The organism is Sphingobium lignivorans, assembly GCF_014203955.1.
GTDB lineage: Bacteria > Pseudomonadota > Alphaproteobacteria > Sphingomonadales > Sphingomonadaceae > Sphingobium > Sphingobium lignivorans.
Window position 1 is genome coordinate 836,157 of record NZ_JACHKA010000001.1, and the last position, 18,006, is coordinate 854,162.

At 65.0% G+C, this 18,006-nt stretch carries 17 protein-coding genes; 6 read left to right on the forward strand and 11 right to left on the reverse strand.

The genetic code is table 11. From position 1 onward, the window contains the following. The first annotated feature begins 106 nt into the window (after positions 1–106). The gene (locus HNP60_RS03870) at positions 107–1,717 is read left to right on the forward strand and encodes a DUF6351 family protein (protein ID WP_184150439.1); all 1,611 of its coding nucleotides are present in this window, start codon (positions 107–109) and stop codon (positions 1,715–1,717) included. Positions 1,718–1,845: 128 nt separating this feature from the next. On the opposite strand, the gene HNP60_RS03875 is transcribed toward HNP60_RS03870, so the two are convergent. From HNP60_RS03875 to HNP60_RS03900, 6 genes are all read right to left on the reverse strand, one after another. Further along, positions 1,846–3,684, reverse strand: a complete 1,839-nt coding sequence (locus HNP60_RS03875) for a DUF885 domain-containing protein (protein WP_184150442.1) — start codon at positions 3,682–3,684, stop codon at positions 1,846–1,848. Positions 3,685–3,834: 150 nt separating this feature from the next. Further along, on the reverse strand, positions 3,835–4,269 hold the full coding sequence (locus tag HNP60_RS03880) for an RcnB family protein (RefSeq protein WP_184150445.1): 435 nt from the start codon (positions 4,267–4,269) through the stop codon (positions 3,835–3,837). A 185-nt stretch (positions 4,270–4,454) separates the two neighbouring features. Beyond that, entirely contained in the window at positions 4,455–5,144 is a 690-nt protein-coding gene (locus HNP60_RS03885) for a prolyl hydroxylase family protein (RefSeq protein WP_184150448.1), read from the reverse strand. Between the two features lie 160 nt (positions 5,145–5,304). After that, the gene (locus HNP60_RS03890) at positions 5,305–6,309 is read right to left on the reverse strand and encodes an RcnB family protein (protein ID WP_260394639.1); all 1,005 of its coding nucleotides are present in this window, start codon (positions 6,307–6,309) and stop codon (positions 5,305–5,307) included. Between the two features lie 125 nt (positions 6,310–6,434). Beyond that, complete coding sequence (locus tag HNP60_RS03895; protein ID WP_184150451.1) at positions 6,435–6,989, reverse strand: (2Fe-2S)-binding protein; 555 nt, start codon at positions 6,987–6,989, stop codon at positions 6,435–6,437. 123 nt (positions 6,990–7,112) lie between these two features. After that, a complete protein-coding gene (locus HNP60_RS03900; RefSeq protein ID WP_184150454.1) occupies positions 7,113–7,871 on the reverse strand; it encodes a class II aldolase/adducin family protein in 759 nt (252 codons plus the stop codon). A gap of 166 nt (positions 7,872–8,037) precedes the next feature. On the opposite strand from HNP60_RS03900, the gene HNP60_RS03905 reads away from it, so the two are divergent. The 3 genes from HNP60_RS03905 to HNP60_RS03915 all read left to right on the forward strand — a co-directional run bounded on the left by HNP60_RS03905 (position 8,038) and on the right by HNP60_RS03915 (position 10,776). Next, the gene (locus tag HNP60_RS03905) at positions 8,038–9,765 is read left to right on the forward strand and encodes a bifunctional metallophosphatase/5'-nucleotidase (protein WP_184150457.1); all 1,728 of its coding nucleotides are present in this window, start codon (positions 8,038–8,040) and stop codon (positions 9,763–9,765) included. Between the two features lie 186 nt (positions 9,766–9,951). Beyond that, a complete protein-coding gene (gene rpsU, locus HNP60_RS03910) occupies positions 9,952–10,158 on the forward strand; it encodes a 30S ribosomal protein S21 (protein WP_014075155.1) in 207 nt (68 codons plus the stop codon). Between the two features lie 66 nt (positions 10,159–10,224). Beyond that, positions 10,225–10,776 carry an FKBP-type peptidyl-prolyl cis-trans isomerase gene (locus tag HNP60_RS03915; RefSeq protein WP_184150460.1) on the forward strand — a complete coding sequence of 184 codons (552 nt, stop codon included), beginning with the start codon at positions 10,225–10,227 and terminating at the stop codon, positions 10,774–10,776. Positions 10,777–11,020: 244 nt separating this feature from the next. On the opposite strand, the gene HNP60_RS03920 is transcribed toward HNP60_RS03915, so the two are convergent. From HNP60_RS03920 to pyrE, 5 genes are all read right to left on the reverse strand, one after another. Further along, the gene (locus HNP60_RS03920; protein ID WP_184150463.1) at positions 11,021–12,139 is read right to left on the reverse strand and encodes an AI-2E family transporter; all 1,119 of its coding nucleotides are present in this window, start codon (positions 12,137–12,139) and stop codon (positions 11,021–11,023) included. Beyond that, entirely contained in the window at positions 12,136–13,080 is a 945-nt protein-coding gene (gene lepB, locus HNP60_RS03925; RefSeq protein WP_184150467.1) for a signal peptidase I, read from the reverse strand. The genes HNP60_RS03920 and lepB overlap by 4 nt, the downstream gene beginning before the upstream one ends. Next, positions 13,077–13,478 (reverse strand): holo-ACP synthase, encoded by a 402-nt coding sequence (gene acpS, locus HNP60_RS03930; protein ID WP_184150470.1) that lies wholly within the window; start codon positions 13,476–13,478, stop codon positions 13,077–13,079. Before acpS ends, lepB begins: the two co-directional genes overlap by 4 nt. Positions 13,479–13,488: 10 nt before the next feature. Next, positions 13,489–14,220 carry a pyridoxine 5'-phosphate synthase gene (locus tag HNP60_RS03935; protein WP_184150473.1) on the reverse strand — a complete coding sequence of 244 codons (732 nt, stop codon included), beginning with the start codon at positions 14,218–14,220 and terminating at the stop codon, positions 13,489–13,491. Positions 14,221–14,398: 178 nt separating this feature from the next. Then, positions 14,399–14,977 carry an orotate phosphoribosyltransferase gene (gene pyrE, locus HNP60_RS03940; protein WP_184150476.1) on the reverse strand — a complete coding sequence of 193 codons (579 nt, stop codon included), beginning with the start codon at positions 14,975–14,977 and terminating at the stop codon, positions 14,399–14,401. Positions 14,978–15,166: 189 nt separating this feature from the next. Between pyrE and coxB the strand changes: the two genes are divergently transcribed. Next, on the forward strand, positions 15,167–16,159 hold the full coding sequence (gene coxB, locus HNP60_RS03945; protein WP_014075162.1) for a cytochrome c oxidase subunit II: 993 nt from the start codon (positions 15,167–15,169) through the stop codon (positions 16,157–16,159). 11 nt (positions 16,160–16,170) lie between these two features. Next, the gene (ctaD, locus tag HNP60_RS03950) at positions 16,171–17,841 is read left to right on the forward strand and encodes a cytochrome c oxidase subunit I (RefSeq protein WP_184150479.1); all 1,671 of its coding nucleotides are present in this window, start codon (positions 16,171–16,173) and stop codon (positions 17,839–17,841) included. The last annotated feature ends 165 nt before the right edge of the window (positions 17,842–18,006 follow it).

Genomic DNA, 18,006 nt, shown 5'->3' on the forward strand with positions numbered 1-18,006 from the left:
TCTCTCGCTCGCCCCGGTTGCTTCACGGCGCGAAGCCGTCTGTAAAGGGGACAATCTCCGGCGACAGACCGGATGAAGCCGATCGCTGCCGGCGAGAGTTGTGGAGATGAAGATCATGCGCACCCGACGACTGAAGTCTGCCGCCCTGCTGATGGCATCCGCTGCTGCCCTTTGCGCGATGCCCGCTCAGGCGAAGGATACCGCCGCGCCGCCCGCCGCCGCCCGGTGCGAAGCGCTGGCCGGGCAGTCCTTCGGCCCGGACGTCAAGATCCTCTCGGCGCGCCACGTCGCCGCAACGCCGCCCAGCGACCAGCTGAATGCCCATGGCTGGCGCCTCTCCTCCGCGCTCCCGGGACACTGCCGGGTCGATGGCATCATCAATGAGCGGCAGGGCGCCGGCGGCAAGACCTATGGCATCCGCTACGCGATCGCGATGCCGGACGACTGGCAGGGCCGCTTCCTCCTGCAGGGCGGTGGCGGACTGAATGGTTCGGTGCTGGAGCCGACGGGCCCGGTCGCGGCCAATGGCGTGCCAGCGCTGGCGCGCGGCTTTGCCGTCATCAGCCATGACAGCGGCCATGAAGGCGCGGTGTTCGACAACAGTTTCATGGCCGACCAGCGGGCCGCGCTGGATTTTGCCGAGACTTCGGTCCGCACGGCCACGCTGCTGGGCAAGAAGGTGACCACCGCTTATTATGGCCGGGACATCGCGCACAGCTATATGGCGGGCTGCTCGACCGGCGGCCGCGAGGCCATGCTGGCTTCCCAGCGCTATCCCGAGCTGTTCGACGGCATCATTGCCGGTGCCCCGGCCATGCGCACGGGGGATTCCAATCTCGCCATCGACTATTCGCATGTCCTGTTTAATCAGGTCGCCTCGAAGGGTGCGGACGGCAAGCCGGACGTCTCCGCCCTGTTCAGCGATGCGGTGCGCCAGACCATCCTCCACGGGCTGCTGGCCCAGTGCGATGGGCTCGACGGCCTCAAGGACGGCATGATCGAGAATGTCGCGCAATGCCGCTTCGATCCCGCGAAGCTGGTCTGCAAGCCGGGCCAGAGCAAGGACTGCATCAGCGCGGGTCTGGCGGGCGCGCTCAAGGTGGGGTTCGCGGGGCCGCGCGACAAGGCTGGCTATCCCCTCTACACGGCGATGCCTTTCGATACCGGCATTGTCGTGAAGCCGATGGGTTATCTGCCTACCGGTGCCCCCGGCCCGTTCGGCCCGCCCAGTACGGATACCGCCATTGATCTCGATGCGCGCATCCAGGCCATCCGCAACGATCCCGTGCAGCGCCTGACCGACACGAACTACTGGACCAATCTCGGAACATTCCTCGATCGCGGCGGGAAGATGCTCTTCTTCCACGGCGTTTCGGACTTCTGGTTCTCGGCGCAGGCGACCTGGGACTATTATGAGCGCGCGGCCGAGACGAACGGCAAGGCATTCACGAATGCCACGCGCTTCTACATGGTGCCGGGCATGCTGCATTGTCAGGGCGGCAATGCCTTCGACCAGTTCGACATGCTTGGCGCGCTGGTCGACTGGGTGGAAGAGGGCAAGGCGCCCGAGGCCATTGTCGCCGCGCGGAAGGACCAGCCGGAGGAAACCCGGCCGCTCTGTCCCTATCCCGGCCATGCCCGCTATGTGGGCGGCGACGCGAAGAAGGCGAGCGCCTTTGCCTGCACGCCGGCACAGGACGGCCCGGCGGGCGATTGAGGCCGGCAGCGGGGGCGTTCTCGCCGGACGGGGCCCACGCTGATTATCGAGGCTGCGGCCTTGTCCGTCCTGCGTCTGCGCAGGCAGGGGGAGCGCGATCGGAAGGACCGCGCTCCCATTCTTGCGGATCAGCTTGCCTTGGTGGCAGCGATCCAGTCGTCGATCTTCTTCTCGAGCACGGTCATGGGCAGCGAGCCCGTCATGAGAACCTGGGCATGGAATGCCTTGGCATCGAACTTCGGCCCCAGCTCGTCCTGCGCCTTCTTCTTGAGCCGCTGGATGGTCAGCGCGCCGATCTTGTAGGCAAGGGCCTGGCTGGGGATGGCGATGTAGCGCTCCACTTCCGCCGTGGCGTCCGTCTTGCCCATCGAGCTGTTGTCCAGCATGTACTGGATCGCCTGCTCGCGGGTCCATCCCTTGGCATGGATGCCGCTGTCGACGACCAGCCGCATCGCGCGGAGCATCTCGTCGTCATAATGACCCATGCGCTGATAGGGGTCCTCAAACAGGCCGAAGTCGAAGCCCAGCGTCTCCGCATAGAGGGCCCAGCCCTCGACATAGGCCGTGTTGCCTCCGAAGCGCATGAAGGCGGGGAGACCTTCATTCTCCTGCGCGAGGCTGAGCTGGAAATGATGCCCCGGTGCGCCTTCGTGCAGATAGAGCGTGGTCATGCCCGGCAGGCTGCGCGAGGGCAGGTCGTAGGCATTGAAGTAGAACACGCCCGGCCGCGAGCCATCGGGTGTCCCGTTCTCATAGGAGCCGCCCGCCTCGAACTTCTCGCGAAACTCGGGATAGGGCCGGATTTCCAGCGGCGCCTTGGGCAGGGTCGAGAACTGGCTTCCCACTTTCTGGTCCACCACTTTCCCGATGCGATAGAATTCCTCCGTCATCCATTCGCGCGACTTGGGATGGAATTCCGGCGAATCCCGCAAATGCGCGAAGAACTGCTGGAGCGTCCCCTTGAAGCCCACTTCCTCGCGCACCGCCTCCATGTTCTTCTGGATGCGGGCGACCTCGGAGAGGCCGAGCTGGTGGACATAGTCGGCGGTGAGGGGGAGGGTGGTCGTGCCGCGGATCAGCTCGGCATAGAGCAGGTCGCCACCCTTCATGGTGCTGAGCCCGACCGTCTCCCGGGCGACGGGCAGATATTCGGTGGCCAGGAAATCCCGCATCCGCTTCTGCGCCGGATTGATGCCGTTCACGATGATGTCGCGATAGGCAGCAGTGAGGCGGGTCTTGTCCGCGTCGGAGATGCCTTCAGGGAAGTTGAGCACGGGCTGGTAGAAAGGCGATTCCTCGACACTCTGCGCGGCCAGATTGTCGAACTGCTGGATCACATTGTTGATCGTGAGCCTGGTTTCCACCACGCCGCTGGCCATGCCTTGCCGGAAGCGCTCGATGGCGCGGTCCGTGAGCGCGATATAGTCCTTGTGGCGCTTGAGATTGTTCTCGTGATCCTCGAGCGTCTTGAACGGTGCGGCGCCCTTGCCCGACGCGAAGGTCGGATAGAAGGTGTGGAAGCCGCTGAAGTGATTGACGGGCCGGACGATCGTCAGGGCCAGGATCTCGGGGCGGAGTCCCCTCAGCGCCTCGTCGGTCTGCCATTCGAACACGTCATAGGCGATCTGGTTCTGCGCGGTCAGTCTGGACCGGTCGATGGTTTTCAGGGCTGCCAGATCCTGCTCGGCCGCCTTGCGTTCGGCATCGATATAGGCGTCCGTCAGATAATCCCCCAGCCGGTCCGCATAGCGCAGGTCGCCGCGGAAGATGGCGTTGATGGGATTGCGCTTCAGATTGGCTTCGTCCGAAGCGGCGAACAAGGCGAAGAGCTTCTGGTCTTCGCTCTGGGCGGATTGCGTCGCGGGCGCGGCGCCATGGCCTTCATGCTGGGCCAGGGCCGGCGCGGCGAGCATCGCCGTTCCGAGCAGAAGGGCAATCGCCCGGGTGGTTCGCGAGGCGCGAGACATGCATCATCCTTTCGATCTGAGAGCGATCATCGCTGATCGTGTGTTGCGTGCCTAACACTGTGCGTGCGGCCTCGCAATCTGCCCGGAACATGGATGTGTGCATGAGGGCAGGCCCCCTCCGTCGATGCGGAAGGGGCCTGCGCAGGAGGATCAGCGGAAGGCGTTGTGGACGACCTTCACAACGCGTCCGGTCTTGATGTTGACGAGCAGCGCATCGTTATAGTGGCGCACCCAGCGCTGGTTCACGCCCGGCTTGGCCCAGCGGAAGCGGCCATAATCCGAGACGACATAGGCGCGGCCATAATAAGCCGGCTGGATGCGCGCGCCGGGCTGGAACCGCTGGTAGCGGAAGGTGGCGCGCCAGGGATGGGCGCGATTATAGTCCCGGACCTCGCGTGCATAGTCCCAGCGGGCGTCCCGAACATCGCGCTTGGCCTCGCGCAGGTCCTGCCGGGCATCGTGCACCTTGCGCGCGTCCTTCTGCGCCTGATGGCGCTCCTGCTGATAATGGCTGGCCGGCTGCGCCATGGCGGTGGCCGGCAGGAGGGCCAGGGTGGCGAGGCCGGCAAGGATCAGTTTCTTCATGGCATGACACTCCTTGTATCTTTGCCGGGCGCGGCGTGGATGCCGTGAGGAGGAGGAGCAGAACCGCCGCCGCACCCGACATGGCTCTTATGGAGCCGGAGCGCTGAACAGCGCGGGAACGGCGCTGTCAGCTTTCGCTCATAAGTGTCTCAAATTGTCTGCAGGCGCAGGGGGCGGAGGCGAGTTCAGGGCTTGCTGTGCGGTTCCCAGCGCCGCTCGCGATACCAGCGAGTCACGACATATTTGACGCCCCGGCTCACGGGTAGCGCCGCGTGGAGCGTGTCATGGTTGGGCGACCCGTCCGCATTCATGTTGTTCCACATCAGCAGCGTGCCCGTGCGTGGCGGCACGGTAAGGCCGAGGCGCGGGAAGTGCGTTTCGCCGCCCTCCTCGACGTCGCAGAGATAGGCCATCGCCGTCCAGCAGCGCTGCCCGCCGCTCACGCGCATGGCGGGCCAGTAATGCACATTGCCGGGGAAATAATCGCAGTGGAGATGATATTGCTGGGTCTGCTCGTAGCGCTGGCCCTGGAGCAGCTCTCCATGGTCGCCTTCCATCCCCATCAGCGCATCGATGCGTTTCGTGATGGCGATGATGAACGGATCGTAGATGTCGAGGTTACAACTGCTGCTGGTGCGGTAGCCGGAGTCGGTGCCCGAAAACAGCTTGGATGGCTTGCAGCCCGCGTCGATCTTGTCGATCAGCTTCGCGCATTCCGCAGGCGACACCAGGCCGTGGCGCAGGAACATCTCGGCTTTGTCGGTGGGCAGGCGGCTGACCATGGGATTGCGCGAGAGGCGCTGGCGAGTCCGCTCGCCAATCTCCGCCCGTGCCTGCGATGGAACGTCTGCGTCATCGAGCCATGTCTGCGTCATGAGGGAGGCTCCTGCCATCGGTCGAACGCTGGGGCAAGAGCGCAGAGCAGCGTCGAGAGGCAGGACGTGCAGCGAAAAAGGACCGACTCTCGCCGTTTGGAGAGCCGGTCCAGTCTTTCCTGAAGGCCGATCAGGAAGTCGTCCCGGGAAGCGGTGGCGCTTACCAGAAGAAGTTGTGGATCACGTCGACGACATAGCCATCGCGGATGTCCACGAGCAGGGCATCGTCATAATAGCGGACCCAGCGGAGCGAGCCGTAGGCGGGCGGCAGGCGATAATAATAAGGGTCGTTGATCCAGTAGCTGGACGAAAACAGCATGTTGCTCAGGTAGAAACCGATCGAGAACGACCGGTAGCCATAGCTCCAGCCATAAGGCGCGCGGTAGGCCGGCAGCCTGTAGATCGTGCGGTGGCGCACTCGATAGCTGTTCCAGTCATAGCGCCTGTCGTTGCGCCAGCGATTGTCCCAGCGCCGCTGATCCGACCATCGCTCGCGTTCGTTCAGCCGGCGCTGCTCGTTCCAGCCCCGCTGGCGCGACCAGTCGTCCCGGTCGCGTGACCAGCCCTCGCGGTTCCGGGCATCGTCGCGGTTCCGAGCATCGTCGCGGCGGCGATCATCCCGCTGCCAGTCGGCGCGTCGCCGGTCATCGCCATTACGCGACCAGGTCCCGTCGTTCCGCCCGCGATTATCGCGTGCTTCCTCGCCGGGGCGCCGATCACCGCGGCGCGGTCCGTCGTTCTGGCTGCGGTCATCATTGCCGCGGCTCCAGTTGGGCCGCGGTCGATTGGCGGGGGGAACAGTCGCTCCCGGGCCGGGTTCGACAGGCGTCAGGCGACGCTGGTCGGGCCAGTTGGTCACTTCCGGGCGTCCGACCCGGTTATCCCGATCATTGCCCCTTCGCTGGCCGTTGTCGCCCTGCGCCCGCGAAGGCGGAACCCGCGTGGTCGTGACTGCCGAAGGGGGACGCTGCTGCCGGACAGAGGGTGCGGCCGAAGGAGCGGACTGCCGCCGTTCGGTTCGGGGTGTGGGTTGGGGGCGCGCGGACATATTGCCTTCGACAGCCACGCGCGGGCGATTGCGCCCTTCGTTCGGCTGGGCGAGAGCCGGCGCGGTGGTGCCCAGCACGGTGGTCACCATCAAACCCAGGGAAAGCATCCGTCTCATCAGGACTTCCTCAAAAACAGGCGAATCGTCGCCATTGAGGACGTTATGCAGCCGGGGGGCTGTCCCGGTGCTGAACATCTGTGTCAGCCAGCCGCAAGCTTGCCCCAAAGCGGGACCGGCGCGATCTATGGCTCCTTGCTGTCTGCCGGCGGGGTGAGGCCGGGAACGCGCCGGGCTGCGTCATCGGGCGCGATGCCGGGAGCGGGCGCGGCGGCCACGCGTTCCTCACCGCGCATGATCCGCCCGGCCTGCCGAATGGCTTCCCGGATGCGGGGATAGGTGCCGCAACGACAGATGTTGGTCATTGCCGCCTCGATCTCGGCGTCGGTCGGATTGCTGTTGCGCTTGAGCAGCACGGACGCGGTCATGATCATGCCGGACTGGCAATAGCCGCACTGGGGCACGTTCTGGGCCGCCCAGGCCTGCTGGAGCGGGTGGCTGCGATCCGGCGAAAGGCCCTCGATGGTCGTGACGAAACGCCCCTCGATCGCCGCGATGGTGACCTGGCAGGCGCGGATGGCCTGCCCGTCCACATCGACCGTGCAGGCGCCGCAGTCGCCCGTGCCGCAGCCATATTTGGTGCCCGTGAGGTTCGAGGCATCGCGCAGCGCCCAGAGCAGCGGGGTCTGCGAGTCCATGCGGTACTGCACCGGGCGATCGTTGACGGTAAACTTGGTCATGGCAGGTGAACGGCCCTTAAAGCAGTTTCACGTCGGATGGGAGCACCTCGCGGTTGGAAAATGCGAGGCGCCCCTGCCGCCACGGCCTTGAACGCTTATAGCCTGACGCTCGCCTGTCTCAGCTCAGTCGCGCCAGCTGGGGTCGATCCGGTCGATGATGCGCACATAGGCGCCGAATTCGGCCACGCCGCGCTGCTCGGGCGGGGTGGCCAGGAAGACATCGCGCTGGTGGACGGCAATCACCGCATCGGGCACGCGCAGCGGTGTGCCGGCGCTGCGCGTCGCCATCTGGATCTGGCAGGCCCGCTCGATGACATAATAGTTCACGAATGCCGCCGGCAGGGTTGGTGCCATCACCAGCAGGCCGTGATTGCGCAGGATCATGAAGCGCTTGTCGCCCAGATTCTCGATCAGCCGCGCGCCTTCCTCCTCCCGGACAGTGACGCCCTCGAAATCATGATAAGCGACTTGCCCGGCAAGCAGGCCGGAATAGAAATCGGTCGGCTGGAGACCCTCGGCCGTGGAGGCGATCGCCATGCCGGCGGTCGTATGCGTGTGGATGATGCAATGGGCATCGGGCACATGGCGGTGAAAGACGCTGTGCTGCACGAAGCCGGCGCGATTGACGGGATAGGGGCTCTCGCCGAGCTTGTTGCCGTCGATATCGATCTTGACGAGATTGGACGCCGTCACTTCGGAATAATGAAGGCCGAAGGGATTGATGAGGAAAGCGTGGTCCTCGCCCGGGACCCGCAGTGATATGTGATTGTAGATCAGTTCGTCCCAGCCCAGATGGGCGAAGATGCGGTAGCAGGCGGCGAGCTGCTGGCGGGCCTGCCATTCGGCATCGGTGAGCGCGGGTGGTCTCAGCGCGGTGGCCATGACTTTCTCTCCTTGCGACATGTTCCTGCCCTTCGCTGGCGAGGGCTTGCGGCAGTCATGCGCGCGAGGGTGGAAAATGTCGAGGTGGCCGCAGAGGACGCCTTCTTCCGTCCACGCGATCTGCTATGGGGCGCCGCACGGTATCCCGAATGAATGAGGTTGCAGGATGATCGGTCGGCTTGGCGCTCCATTGGCTCTGCTGTTGCTGGCGGCCTGTGCGCAGATCGACAGTGGCGATCTCGGACGGCCGGGCGCGAGTCCGGCGGATGTGACGACGCTTCAGGTGATCGCCTTCAATGACTTTCACGGCCATATTGTGCCGGACGACCAGAGCGTCGTGCCTCCGGACGGCGCGGTCGATGCGCCGCGAGTCAAGGCCGGCGGCGCTGTGCATTTTGCCGAGGCGGTCGCACGGCTGCGGGCGGAAAACAGCAACAGCGCAGTTGTGTCCGCTGGCGATCTCATCAGCGCGTCACCGCTGATTTCCGGGCATTTTCTGGATGAACCGACAATCCGGGTGATGAACGACATCGCCATCGACTTCAATGCGCTGGGCAATCACGAATTCGACCGCGGGCAGGACGAGATCCGTCGCATGCAATCGGGCGGTTGTGCGGGCTATACCGTCCTGGAGCCCTGCCGCGTCATGCCGGACTTTCCCGGTGCGCGTTTCGGCTTCCTTGCCGCCAATACCCACCAGACTGACGGAACGACTCTTTTTGCGCCTTACGGCATCAAGCGTTTCGATATCGGCGGAAAGACGGTGCGCATTGCCTTTGTCGGCATGACGCTCAAGGGCACGCCGGAGATCGTGTCACCCCGCTCCGTCGCCGGCCTGCGCTTCGCGGACGAGGCGGAGACGGCGAACGCCCTGATCCCCAGGCTGCGCGCGGAAGGGGCGGACATCCTCGCGATCCTCGTCCACGAAGGCGGCGTCATGGCGCCCGAGGGCGACAGGAGCGACTGCAATGGCCTGACCGGCGCGTTGAAGCCGATTCTCGAAAGGCTGGACCCGGCGTTCGATCTGGTGATTTCCGGCCACACGCATCAGGCTTATGTCTGTTCCTATGCGCAGGTCGATCCGACTCGGCCCTTTCTTGTCACCAGCGCCGGACAATATGGCACGCTGCTGACCCGAATCACGCTCAGCTACGATCTCAGTGCCCGTCACCTCGTCTCCAAGCAGGCGGAGAATCTGGTCGTGCAGCAAAGCGGCGAGGCTGCCGCGCACCAGCCGGACATCGCGGCATTGGTGAGTCGCTATCAGGCGGCTGCGGCAGACGTGACCGGCCGCGTCGTGGGACGGGTTGCCGGGCCGCTGGAAAAGACGGCCGATGCCACTGGCCAGAGCACCCTTGGCAATTTGATTGCCGATGCGCAGCGTGCTGCCATGGCCGCGCCGGCCTCCGGCGGCGCGCAGATCGCGTTCATGAATCCCGGCGGCATTCGCGGTTCGATCACGCCAGGGCCGGACGGCACCGTGCTTTTCGGCGATCTCTACCGGGTCCAGCCCTTCGGCAACACGCTGGTCGTGAAGGCGCTGACCGGCGCGCAAATCCGGGAAGCGCTGGAATTCCAGTTCCTGCGCGCCGAAAGCCCAAGCATTCTCTCGGTTTCGAAAGGATTTTCCTTTGCTTTCGACCTGCGCCGTCCGGCTGGGCAGCGCATCGTGGAGGCGACACTGGACGGGGTGCCCCTCAATGACGGGACGACCTATCGCGTCGCGATGAGCAACTTCCTGGGGCAGGGGGGCGATGGCTTCACGATGTTCGCCAACGCGCCGCTTGTCGTGGAAGGTCCGCTCGATGTCGCTGCGCTGGAGGCCTATGTCGCGTCCCGCCCAGGCATGGCCGTCCCCGCGCTCGACCGCATCCGCAACCTGTCACCGCAATGAGGCGGCCGGGAGCGAAAGGCGGTTCCCCGCGCCTTTCCGGTCTTGATCCGGTAACCTCTCCCTGATATGGGGCGGGCCGAGCCGCCGTGACTGATTGTCGCGGCGCGTGTTGTTTTTGGTGTCCGCGTGTGTGCGTTCGGTGACCGAGCCGCGCGGAGCAGCATGGAATTGGAGACTGACGAGCTTATGCAAATCATCGTGCGCGACAACAACGTCGATCAGGCGCTGCGGGCGCTCAAGAAGAAGCTGCAGCGTGAAGGCGTGTATCGTGAGATGAAGCTGCGTCGTCACTATGAGAAGCCGTCCGAGAAGCGCGCGCGTGAGAAGGCTGCTGCCGTGCGTCGTGCCCGCAAGCTCGAGCGCAAGCGCGCCGAGCGCGACGGCGCGCGTTAAGACGCTCTGCCGGCCGACGGGGCCGGCACGGGATGAATCTGCGAACAACATACAAGGTAGGCGGCCATGTCGGTGACGGCGGTTCCATTGCGACCCATCCAGCGCGGGTCCGTCCGCCGTTTCTGGCTCGCCGCCATTCTGGTCCTTGCGCTGGCCTTCGTGCTGGCCTGGGCCGGAAGCCAGCAGTTCGGCCGCACTGAAAGCGGCCTTCGCTACCAGATCACGCAGCAAGGCACCGGCGGCAGCCCCACGCGCGAGGATTTCGCGCTGGTGGCCTATAAGGGCATGCTGCCTGATGGCACGGTGTTCGACGAGAATCCGGGCGCACCGATGGAGCTGGCCTCCACCGTGCCGGGCTTCTCCGAGGCCGTGACTCTGCTCAAGAAAGGCGGAAGCCTGCGGGTGTGGATTCCGGCCGAGCTCGGCTATGGCGCCAACCCGCCCCCGGGAGGCGCTATTCCTCCGGACAGCCCGCTGCAGTTCGATATCCGCCTGATCGAGTTCAAGACGCGCGCGGAAATCATGGAAACGCAGCGCATGATGCAGATGCAGCAGATGATGCAGCAGCAGATGGGTGGACCGCCGCCCGAGGCGATGGAGCAGGGCGGGCAGCCCTGACAAGCTGACTTTGCCGGCCCGTCATGGGCCGGCTTTCCAGTCCTGACTTGCCTGTGCCTCGGCGGATGTGGCCATGCCACGCTGTGCAGCGAAGCCGCTCCTGCCCTGAAGACCCGCCAGACATTTTGCGAAAATGAGGTGACGTCGGGTCGGGGCCGGGTCAGCGCCCTTCTGTCGGGCCGGTCCCGTTGTCGCGGATCGGTCTGCCTTGTTCGTGCCGTTTCGTGCGGACAGCGGTCCCGGCTCAGGACTGCTGCTGCCTGGCCATGCGGCGTTTGGCGCGTTCCTCCAGGAAGACTTTCATCACCGCGAGAATCGGGTCCGCCAGGGCCAGCCCGAGCACGCCGAACAGCGTGCCGAACAGGATCTGCGCGCCCAGCACGATGGCCGGGGCGATATCCACGGCGCGGCGGGCCACTGTGGGCGTGATGAGATAGCTCTCGACCGTCTGCACGGCGAAATAGATGCCGATCGCGAAGAGGCCGTGCTGCACGTCCACGGAAAAGCCGACCAGCGTGATGAGCACGCCTGAAAGGATGGCGCCGATATTAGGCAGGAAAGCAAGCATGAAGGTGAGCACGCCGAGCAGGGTCGCCATCGGGATGCCCACGAGCGTCAGCAGGATGCCGGTGAGCACGCCCGTGACGGCCATGCCGACCAGCCGCCCAGCCATCAGCCGGCGCAGGGTGAAGCCAAGCTTGTCGATCAGGGCATGGGCCTCGTCGCGTTTGTCGACCGGCACGAACCACGCGATGCCGCGCGAATAGAAGCGCGACTCCGCCGCCAGGAAAATGGCGAGCACGCCCATCATGATGAGGCTGGACATCAGTCCCGCGGCACTGCTGAGCGCGGCAGTCACGCGGCCGAGCGATCCCATGAGCTGCTCGCCGGCCTGCCGCATGTCTGAAAAGCCGATGTCGATGCCGTGCCCGGCGAGCCATGCCGATATTCGCGCGACCTGCGATTCGATGAGGGGCGGCAATTGCGCAGCCTGTTGTGCGACCTGGGTCCCCGTCAGCCAGACAGTCCAGGACACAAAGGCTGCGATTCCCACCATCAGGATCGCGAGCCGCCAGCCGCGCCCGATCGGCAGCACCCGGCCAAGCAGGCGAGTGCCGCCGTCCAGCATGACCGCGATAACGATCGCGCCCATGATGTAGAGCAGGGGCTGGATCAGGAGAACGACGAGCGCTGCGCCCCCGACGACGCCGACCCAGATGAGGGCGCGTTTGATTTCTCGCCAGAATTCAACGCTGTGGGCATCGGCCGGGCCGGGGCGTTCATCGGCCCCGCCTTGCGGCTTGCTGTCCTTGGGGGCCGGCGCGGCATCCGATTGTCTGCCGCTCGCGCCTGACCCGGTCATTGAGCGGGCGTTTCCGCATGTTCGGGACGCAGCGAGGTGCCCGCGCGACCGCCCCGGAAGCTGCTGAACCATGTTGCGGGATTGAGGGTCGTGGTTCCATCGAGCGAGAAGGTGATGAATTCAGCGCGTCCGCCGATCGTTTCCCACGGGATCGGGCCGCCAAGCCCCTGCTGCTCCAGGCTCACGCGGCTGTCCGCGCTGTTGTCCCGGTTGTCGCCCATCAGGAACACATGGCCCTCGGGGATGCGAACCGGCCCATACCAGTCGATCTCGCGCGGGCCGGTGTCCACGATCGTGTAACTGGCGCCATTGGGCAGCGTCTCGCGCTTGACCGGCAGAACGCAAACGGTCGAGCCATCCGGTTCGACCTGCAGGGCACCGGGCAGCTGGCGGGGGTCGCAGGGTGAATTGGCATCCACCGCCAGCCTGAGCGGGGTCAGCCATTCCTGCTTCACGGGCGTGCCATTGAGGATGACGATGCCTTCTCGCACTTCCAGCGTGTCGCCGGGAAGGCCGATGACCCGCTTGATATAATCCTCGTTGCTGTGCCGGGGCGTCGCGATCACGATGTCGCCGCGCTCGGGCATCTTGCCCCAGATGCGGCCCTCCATGAAGGGCAGAGTGATGCCCCATGGCTCGGGCGGCGAACGCAGCACCACGTTACGGAAGATCGCCACGGGATTGGGGATGGTCGGCGAAACGTAGGACCAGCCATAGGCATATTTGGAGACGACGAGACGGTCGCCCACCAGCAGGCCCGGCATCATCGACTCGGAAGGAATATAGAAAGGCTTGGCGATGAAGCTGTGGAAGCCCAGCACGGCGAGCAGAAGCAGCGTGATGCTCTTCACCTCGGCCCACCAGTCGGTGCCCTTGCTCTCCTTGCCTGTTCTGCCGGCCCGGATGCTCCTGGTCGGTTTGATCGATGCGTCGTCCGTCACGGAAACCGAGCCTCCAATATGACGAACGCCTGCGCCCAAGGGTGATCGTCGGTCAATGTCACATGAACAAATAGGCTGGCGCCCGGCGGGGTCAAGGCATCGAGACGCGCTCTCGCGCCACCCGTCAGCGCCAGCGTGGGCGCGCCGGATGGCAGGTTGACCACGCCGATGTCCTTCATGAACACGCCGGCCTTGAAGCCTGTGCCCACCGCTTTCGAGAAAGCTTCCTTCGCGGCGAAGCGCTTGGCCAGCGTCGCGGCTTTGGTGAAGGGCCGGCGGTTCGCCTTGGCGCGCTCGACGTCCGTGAACACGCGCGCTTCGAATTTCTCGCCGAAGCGGTCCAGAGACGCCTGGATTCGCTCGATATTGCAGAGATCGGAGCCAAGGCCGATGATCATGGGAGCGTCCTCATCCGCGCGCCGCATCCATTTGCCGGCGCATTTCAGCCACGCTTTCGTGCAGGCCGAGGAAAATCGCTTCGCCGATCAGGAAATGGCCGATGTTGAGCTCGGCGATCTGCGGAATGGCAGCGATTGGCCCGACATTGTCATAAGTGAGGCCATGGCCGGCATGGGGCTCGATGCCGTTCTTGGCGGCCAGGGCGGCCATGTCGGCGATGCGGCGCAATTCCGCTGTGCGTTCTGTGCCTTCGACCTCGCAATAACGGCCGGTATGCAGCTCGACGACAGGCGCGCGCAGGCGCAGCGCCGCCTCGATCTGACGTGGATCCGCCTCGATGAACAGCGACACCCGGCAGCCGGCCTCGCGCAGCCGGTCGATCATCGGCGCCAGATGATTGTGCAGTCCCGCCGCGTCGAGTCCACCCTCGGTCGTTCGTTCCTCGCGCCGCTCGGGCACGAGACACACGGCATGCGGCCGGTGGCGCAGCGCGATCGCCAGCATTTCCTCCGTCGCGGCCATCTCGAAATTGAACGGGATGTCCAGTTCGGCCGAGAGGCGGGCGATGTCCTCATCGGTGATGTGTCGCCTGTCCTCGCGCAGATGCGCGGTGATGCCGTCCGCACCGGCGGCCTGCGCCGCCAGCGCTGCGCGCACCGGGTCAGGATAGCGGGTTCCGCGCGCGTTCCGGATTGTCGCGACATGGTCGATATTGACGCCAAGGCGCAGATGGTCGGTCATGGGCAGACTACTTTCGAGAGGATGTCATATGCGAATCCCCCATTTGCCCGAGGATCGCCGAAACCGCTGAAAAGCGCGCCATCGAGCCGGCCAGGAATTGAGGCCGATTCGGCGAGCCAATATATAAAGCCGGGCAGGGCCGCCGCCACCGCGATGAGTAGCAGGGCCCCGGCCCGGATCACTGCCGGCTGCCGGGCTTCGTCGCTGGGATCGCCGCCAGTTCCGGCGGCACTTCGTCCGGTTCGTAGACCGGGAAGTTGAGGCTCACCAGATTGAAGAAAGGCACGCCCAGATTGGCTTCGCCCGCCGAGCGATCCACCAGCGCGGCCTCCGCGATCACTTCGCCCCCCGCTGCGCGCACGGCGTCCATGGCCTGCCGCGAGGAGAGGCCCGTCGTGACGACGTCTTCCACCATCAGCACTTTCTGGCCCGGCGCGAGCGCGAAGCCGCGGCGGAAGACGAAGGTGCCTTCCGGGCGCTCCAGGAACAAGGCATCGCAGTTCAGCGCGCGGCCCATCTCATGGCCGATGATGACGCCGCCCATGGCCGGCGAAACGACCACATCCACGGCGGAGCGAATGTCGCGCGGCAGCTTCTGGGCCAGCGCGATGGCGAGGCGTGCGGCGCGCTCCGGGTTCATGAGCACGCGCGCGCATTGCAGATAGCTGGCGCTGTGCTTGCCCGAGGAAAGCAGGAAATGCCCCTGCAGCAGGGCATCGGCCGCCCGGAACTCGGCGAGCACTTCTGATTCTGTCATTGGTCCATGGGCCTTCTTTATGTGCGCGGGGCAGATAGCGGCGGATGCGCGGACAATCAACGTCTCCCGCTGCCATTTGAGTGCTTGAGGCATCGGGAATGCCTGCGTATATGGCCCGGTGATGAAAGAGGGGGGCCGTTGTTTCCGCCTGGGAACCAGCGGCCTGAAAACGTAAGGCAGGTCGACCGCATGAACATAAGAATCAAGGGCTTCATGATGGCGATGGCCATGGGACTGAGCGCGCTTGCGCCGTCCGCGGCTATGGCGCAGGCTGAAGCGGCTCCGGTCGCGGCGGCTCCGGCTCCGGAGACGCCCGCAACCACTGGTGAGGCAGCGGCGACCGCCGCGGCCCCGGCTTTCGACCATGCTAGGCCCGTCGAGGGCGTCGGCATGCCCAAGCCGGGCGAAACCTATTTCCAGGAGCAGGTGACGCCGACCGGCCGTTATGCCTGGTGGATGCACTCTTATGTGCTGATGCCGGTGATCACGATCATTTCGCTGTTCGTGCTCGGCCTTCTGCTCTGGGTGATGGTGCGCTATCGCCGCGCCGCGAACCCCGACGCCTCGCGCACCTCGCACAATACGCTGATCGAGATCATCTGGACGGTCGTCCCGGTGCTCATCCTGGTCGGCATCGCCATTCCCTCGATCGACCTGCTCGCCAAGCAGTTCAAGCCCGCGCCTGCCGATGCGGTCACCGTCAAGGTCACCGGCTATCAGTGGTACTGGGGCTATGAATATCCCGACAACGGGATCGGCGAATATGTCTCGAACATGCTGACCGACGAGCAGGCGCTCGAGCGCGGCGAGCCGCGTCTGCTGGGCGTGGATAACCGTATCGTCCTGCCCGTCGGCGTACCGGTCAAGCTCATCATCACGGGCGCCGACGTCATTCACAGCTTCTCCATTCCGGCCTTCTGGGTGAAGGAGGATGCCGTGCCCGGCCGCCTCAACGAGAAGACCTTCACGATCGAGAAGGAAGGCGTCTATTACGGCGTGTGTTCCGAGCTGTGCGGCGCGCGTCACGGCTTCATGCCGATCGCCGTCGAGGCCGTGAGCCCCGAACGATTCGCGCAGTGGGTCAGGTCGCAGGGCGGCACGATGCCCGGCGAAGAGGCCGCCGCCGAACCCGCCGCCGCCAACGCTGCCGCGCCCGCCCCGGCGCCCGCTACCGCTTCCTGAGGTAACCAATCATGACCACCACCACCGCAGATGAGCTCCACGGCGGGCATGCGCACCACGACCATGATGCCGAGCACAAGCCCGGCTTCTTTGCCCGCTGGTTCATGTCCACGAACCACAAGGACATCGGCACACTCTATCTGATCTTCGCGATCATCGCCGGCGTCATCGGCGGCGCGATCTCCGGCCTCATGCGGGCCGAGCTCGCCGAGCCGGGCATTCAGTATCTCCAGCTCTGGGCGCAGTACTCGGACGGTTCCGGCGCCACGATCGACCAGGCCTATCACCTGTGGAACGTGCTGATCACGGCACATGGCCTCATCATGGTGTTCTTCATGGTGATGCCGGCGATCATCGGCGGGTTCGGCAACTGGTTCGTGCCGATCATGATCGGCGCGCCGGACATGGCCTTCCCGCGCATGAACAACATCAGCTTCTGGCTACTGATCCCCGCCTTCCTGCTGCTTCTCGGCTCGACCTTCGTGCCCGGCGGCACGGGCAACGGCGCCGGGACCGGCTGGACCGTCTATGCGCCGCTCTCCACCAGCGGCAGCGCGGGTCCGGCAGTGGACATGGCGATCCTCTCGCTGCACATCGCGGGCGCCAGCTCGATCCTCGGCGCGATCAATTTCATCACCACGATCTTCAACATGCGTGCGCCGGGCATGACCCTGCACAAGATGCCGCTGTTCGTCTGGTCGGTGCTGGTCACGGCGTTCCTGCTGCTGCTGTCGCTGCCGGTTCTGGCCGCCGCCATCACCATGCTGCTGACGGACCGCAATTTCGGCACCGTGTTCTATGACGCCGCCGGCGGTGGCGACCCGGTGCTCTACCAGCATCTGTTCTGGTTCTTCGGCCACCCCGAAGTGTACATCATGATCCTGCCGGGCTTCGGCATCGTCAGCCAGATCGTCTCCACCTTCAGCCGCAAGCCCGTCTTCGGTTATCTCGGCATGGCCTATGCCATGGTCGCGATCGGCGTCGTCGGCTTCATCGTGTGGGCCCACCACATGTTCACTACTGGCCTCAGCGTGAACGTGAAGATGTACTTCACGGCCGCGACGATGGTCATCGCCGTGCCAACGGGCGTGAAGATCTTCTCGTGGATCGCGACCATGTGGGGCGGCTCCATGAGCTTCAAGACCCCCATGGTCTGGGCGCTCGGCTTCATCTTCATGTTCACGGTCGGCGGCGTGACGGGCGTGGTGCTCGCTAATGGCGGCATCGACGACAATCTCCACGACACTTATTATGTGGTGGCGCACTTCCACTATGTGCTGTCGCTGGGTGCCGTGTTCTCGCTGTTCGCCGGCTTCTACTACTGGTTCCCCAAGATGTCGGGCCGGATGTACAACGAGTTCCTCGGCCAGCTGCACTTCTGGGTGTTCTTCATCGGCGTGAACATCCTGTTCTTCCCGATGCACTTCCTCGGCATGAGCGGCATGCAGCGCCGCGTCCCGGACTATACCGACGCGCTTGCCTACTGGAACGGCATTGCCTCCTGGGGCTATGTCATCATGGCCGTAGGCGTGGGCATCTGGTTCGTGAACATCATCCTGTCGCTCGCGGCCGGCCGCAAGGCGGAAGGCAATCCCTGGGGCGAAGGCGCCACGACGCTGGAATGGACGCTGTCCAGCCCGCCGCCCTACCACCAGTTCGAGACCCTGCCGGTCGTCGACTGAGGGACGCGAACCTGTCCCCGGCAAGGCTCGCCGGGTGACAGTGCGGATGAAATGAATGGGGGCGAGGGCGCGCAGGTGTCCTCGCTGCACCGTTGAAACACTATGGAAAACTGAGCCAGAGGTTTAGGTTTTGGCGAGCAAGGCAACTCTTCCCCCGGGCGACGC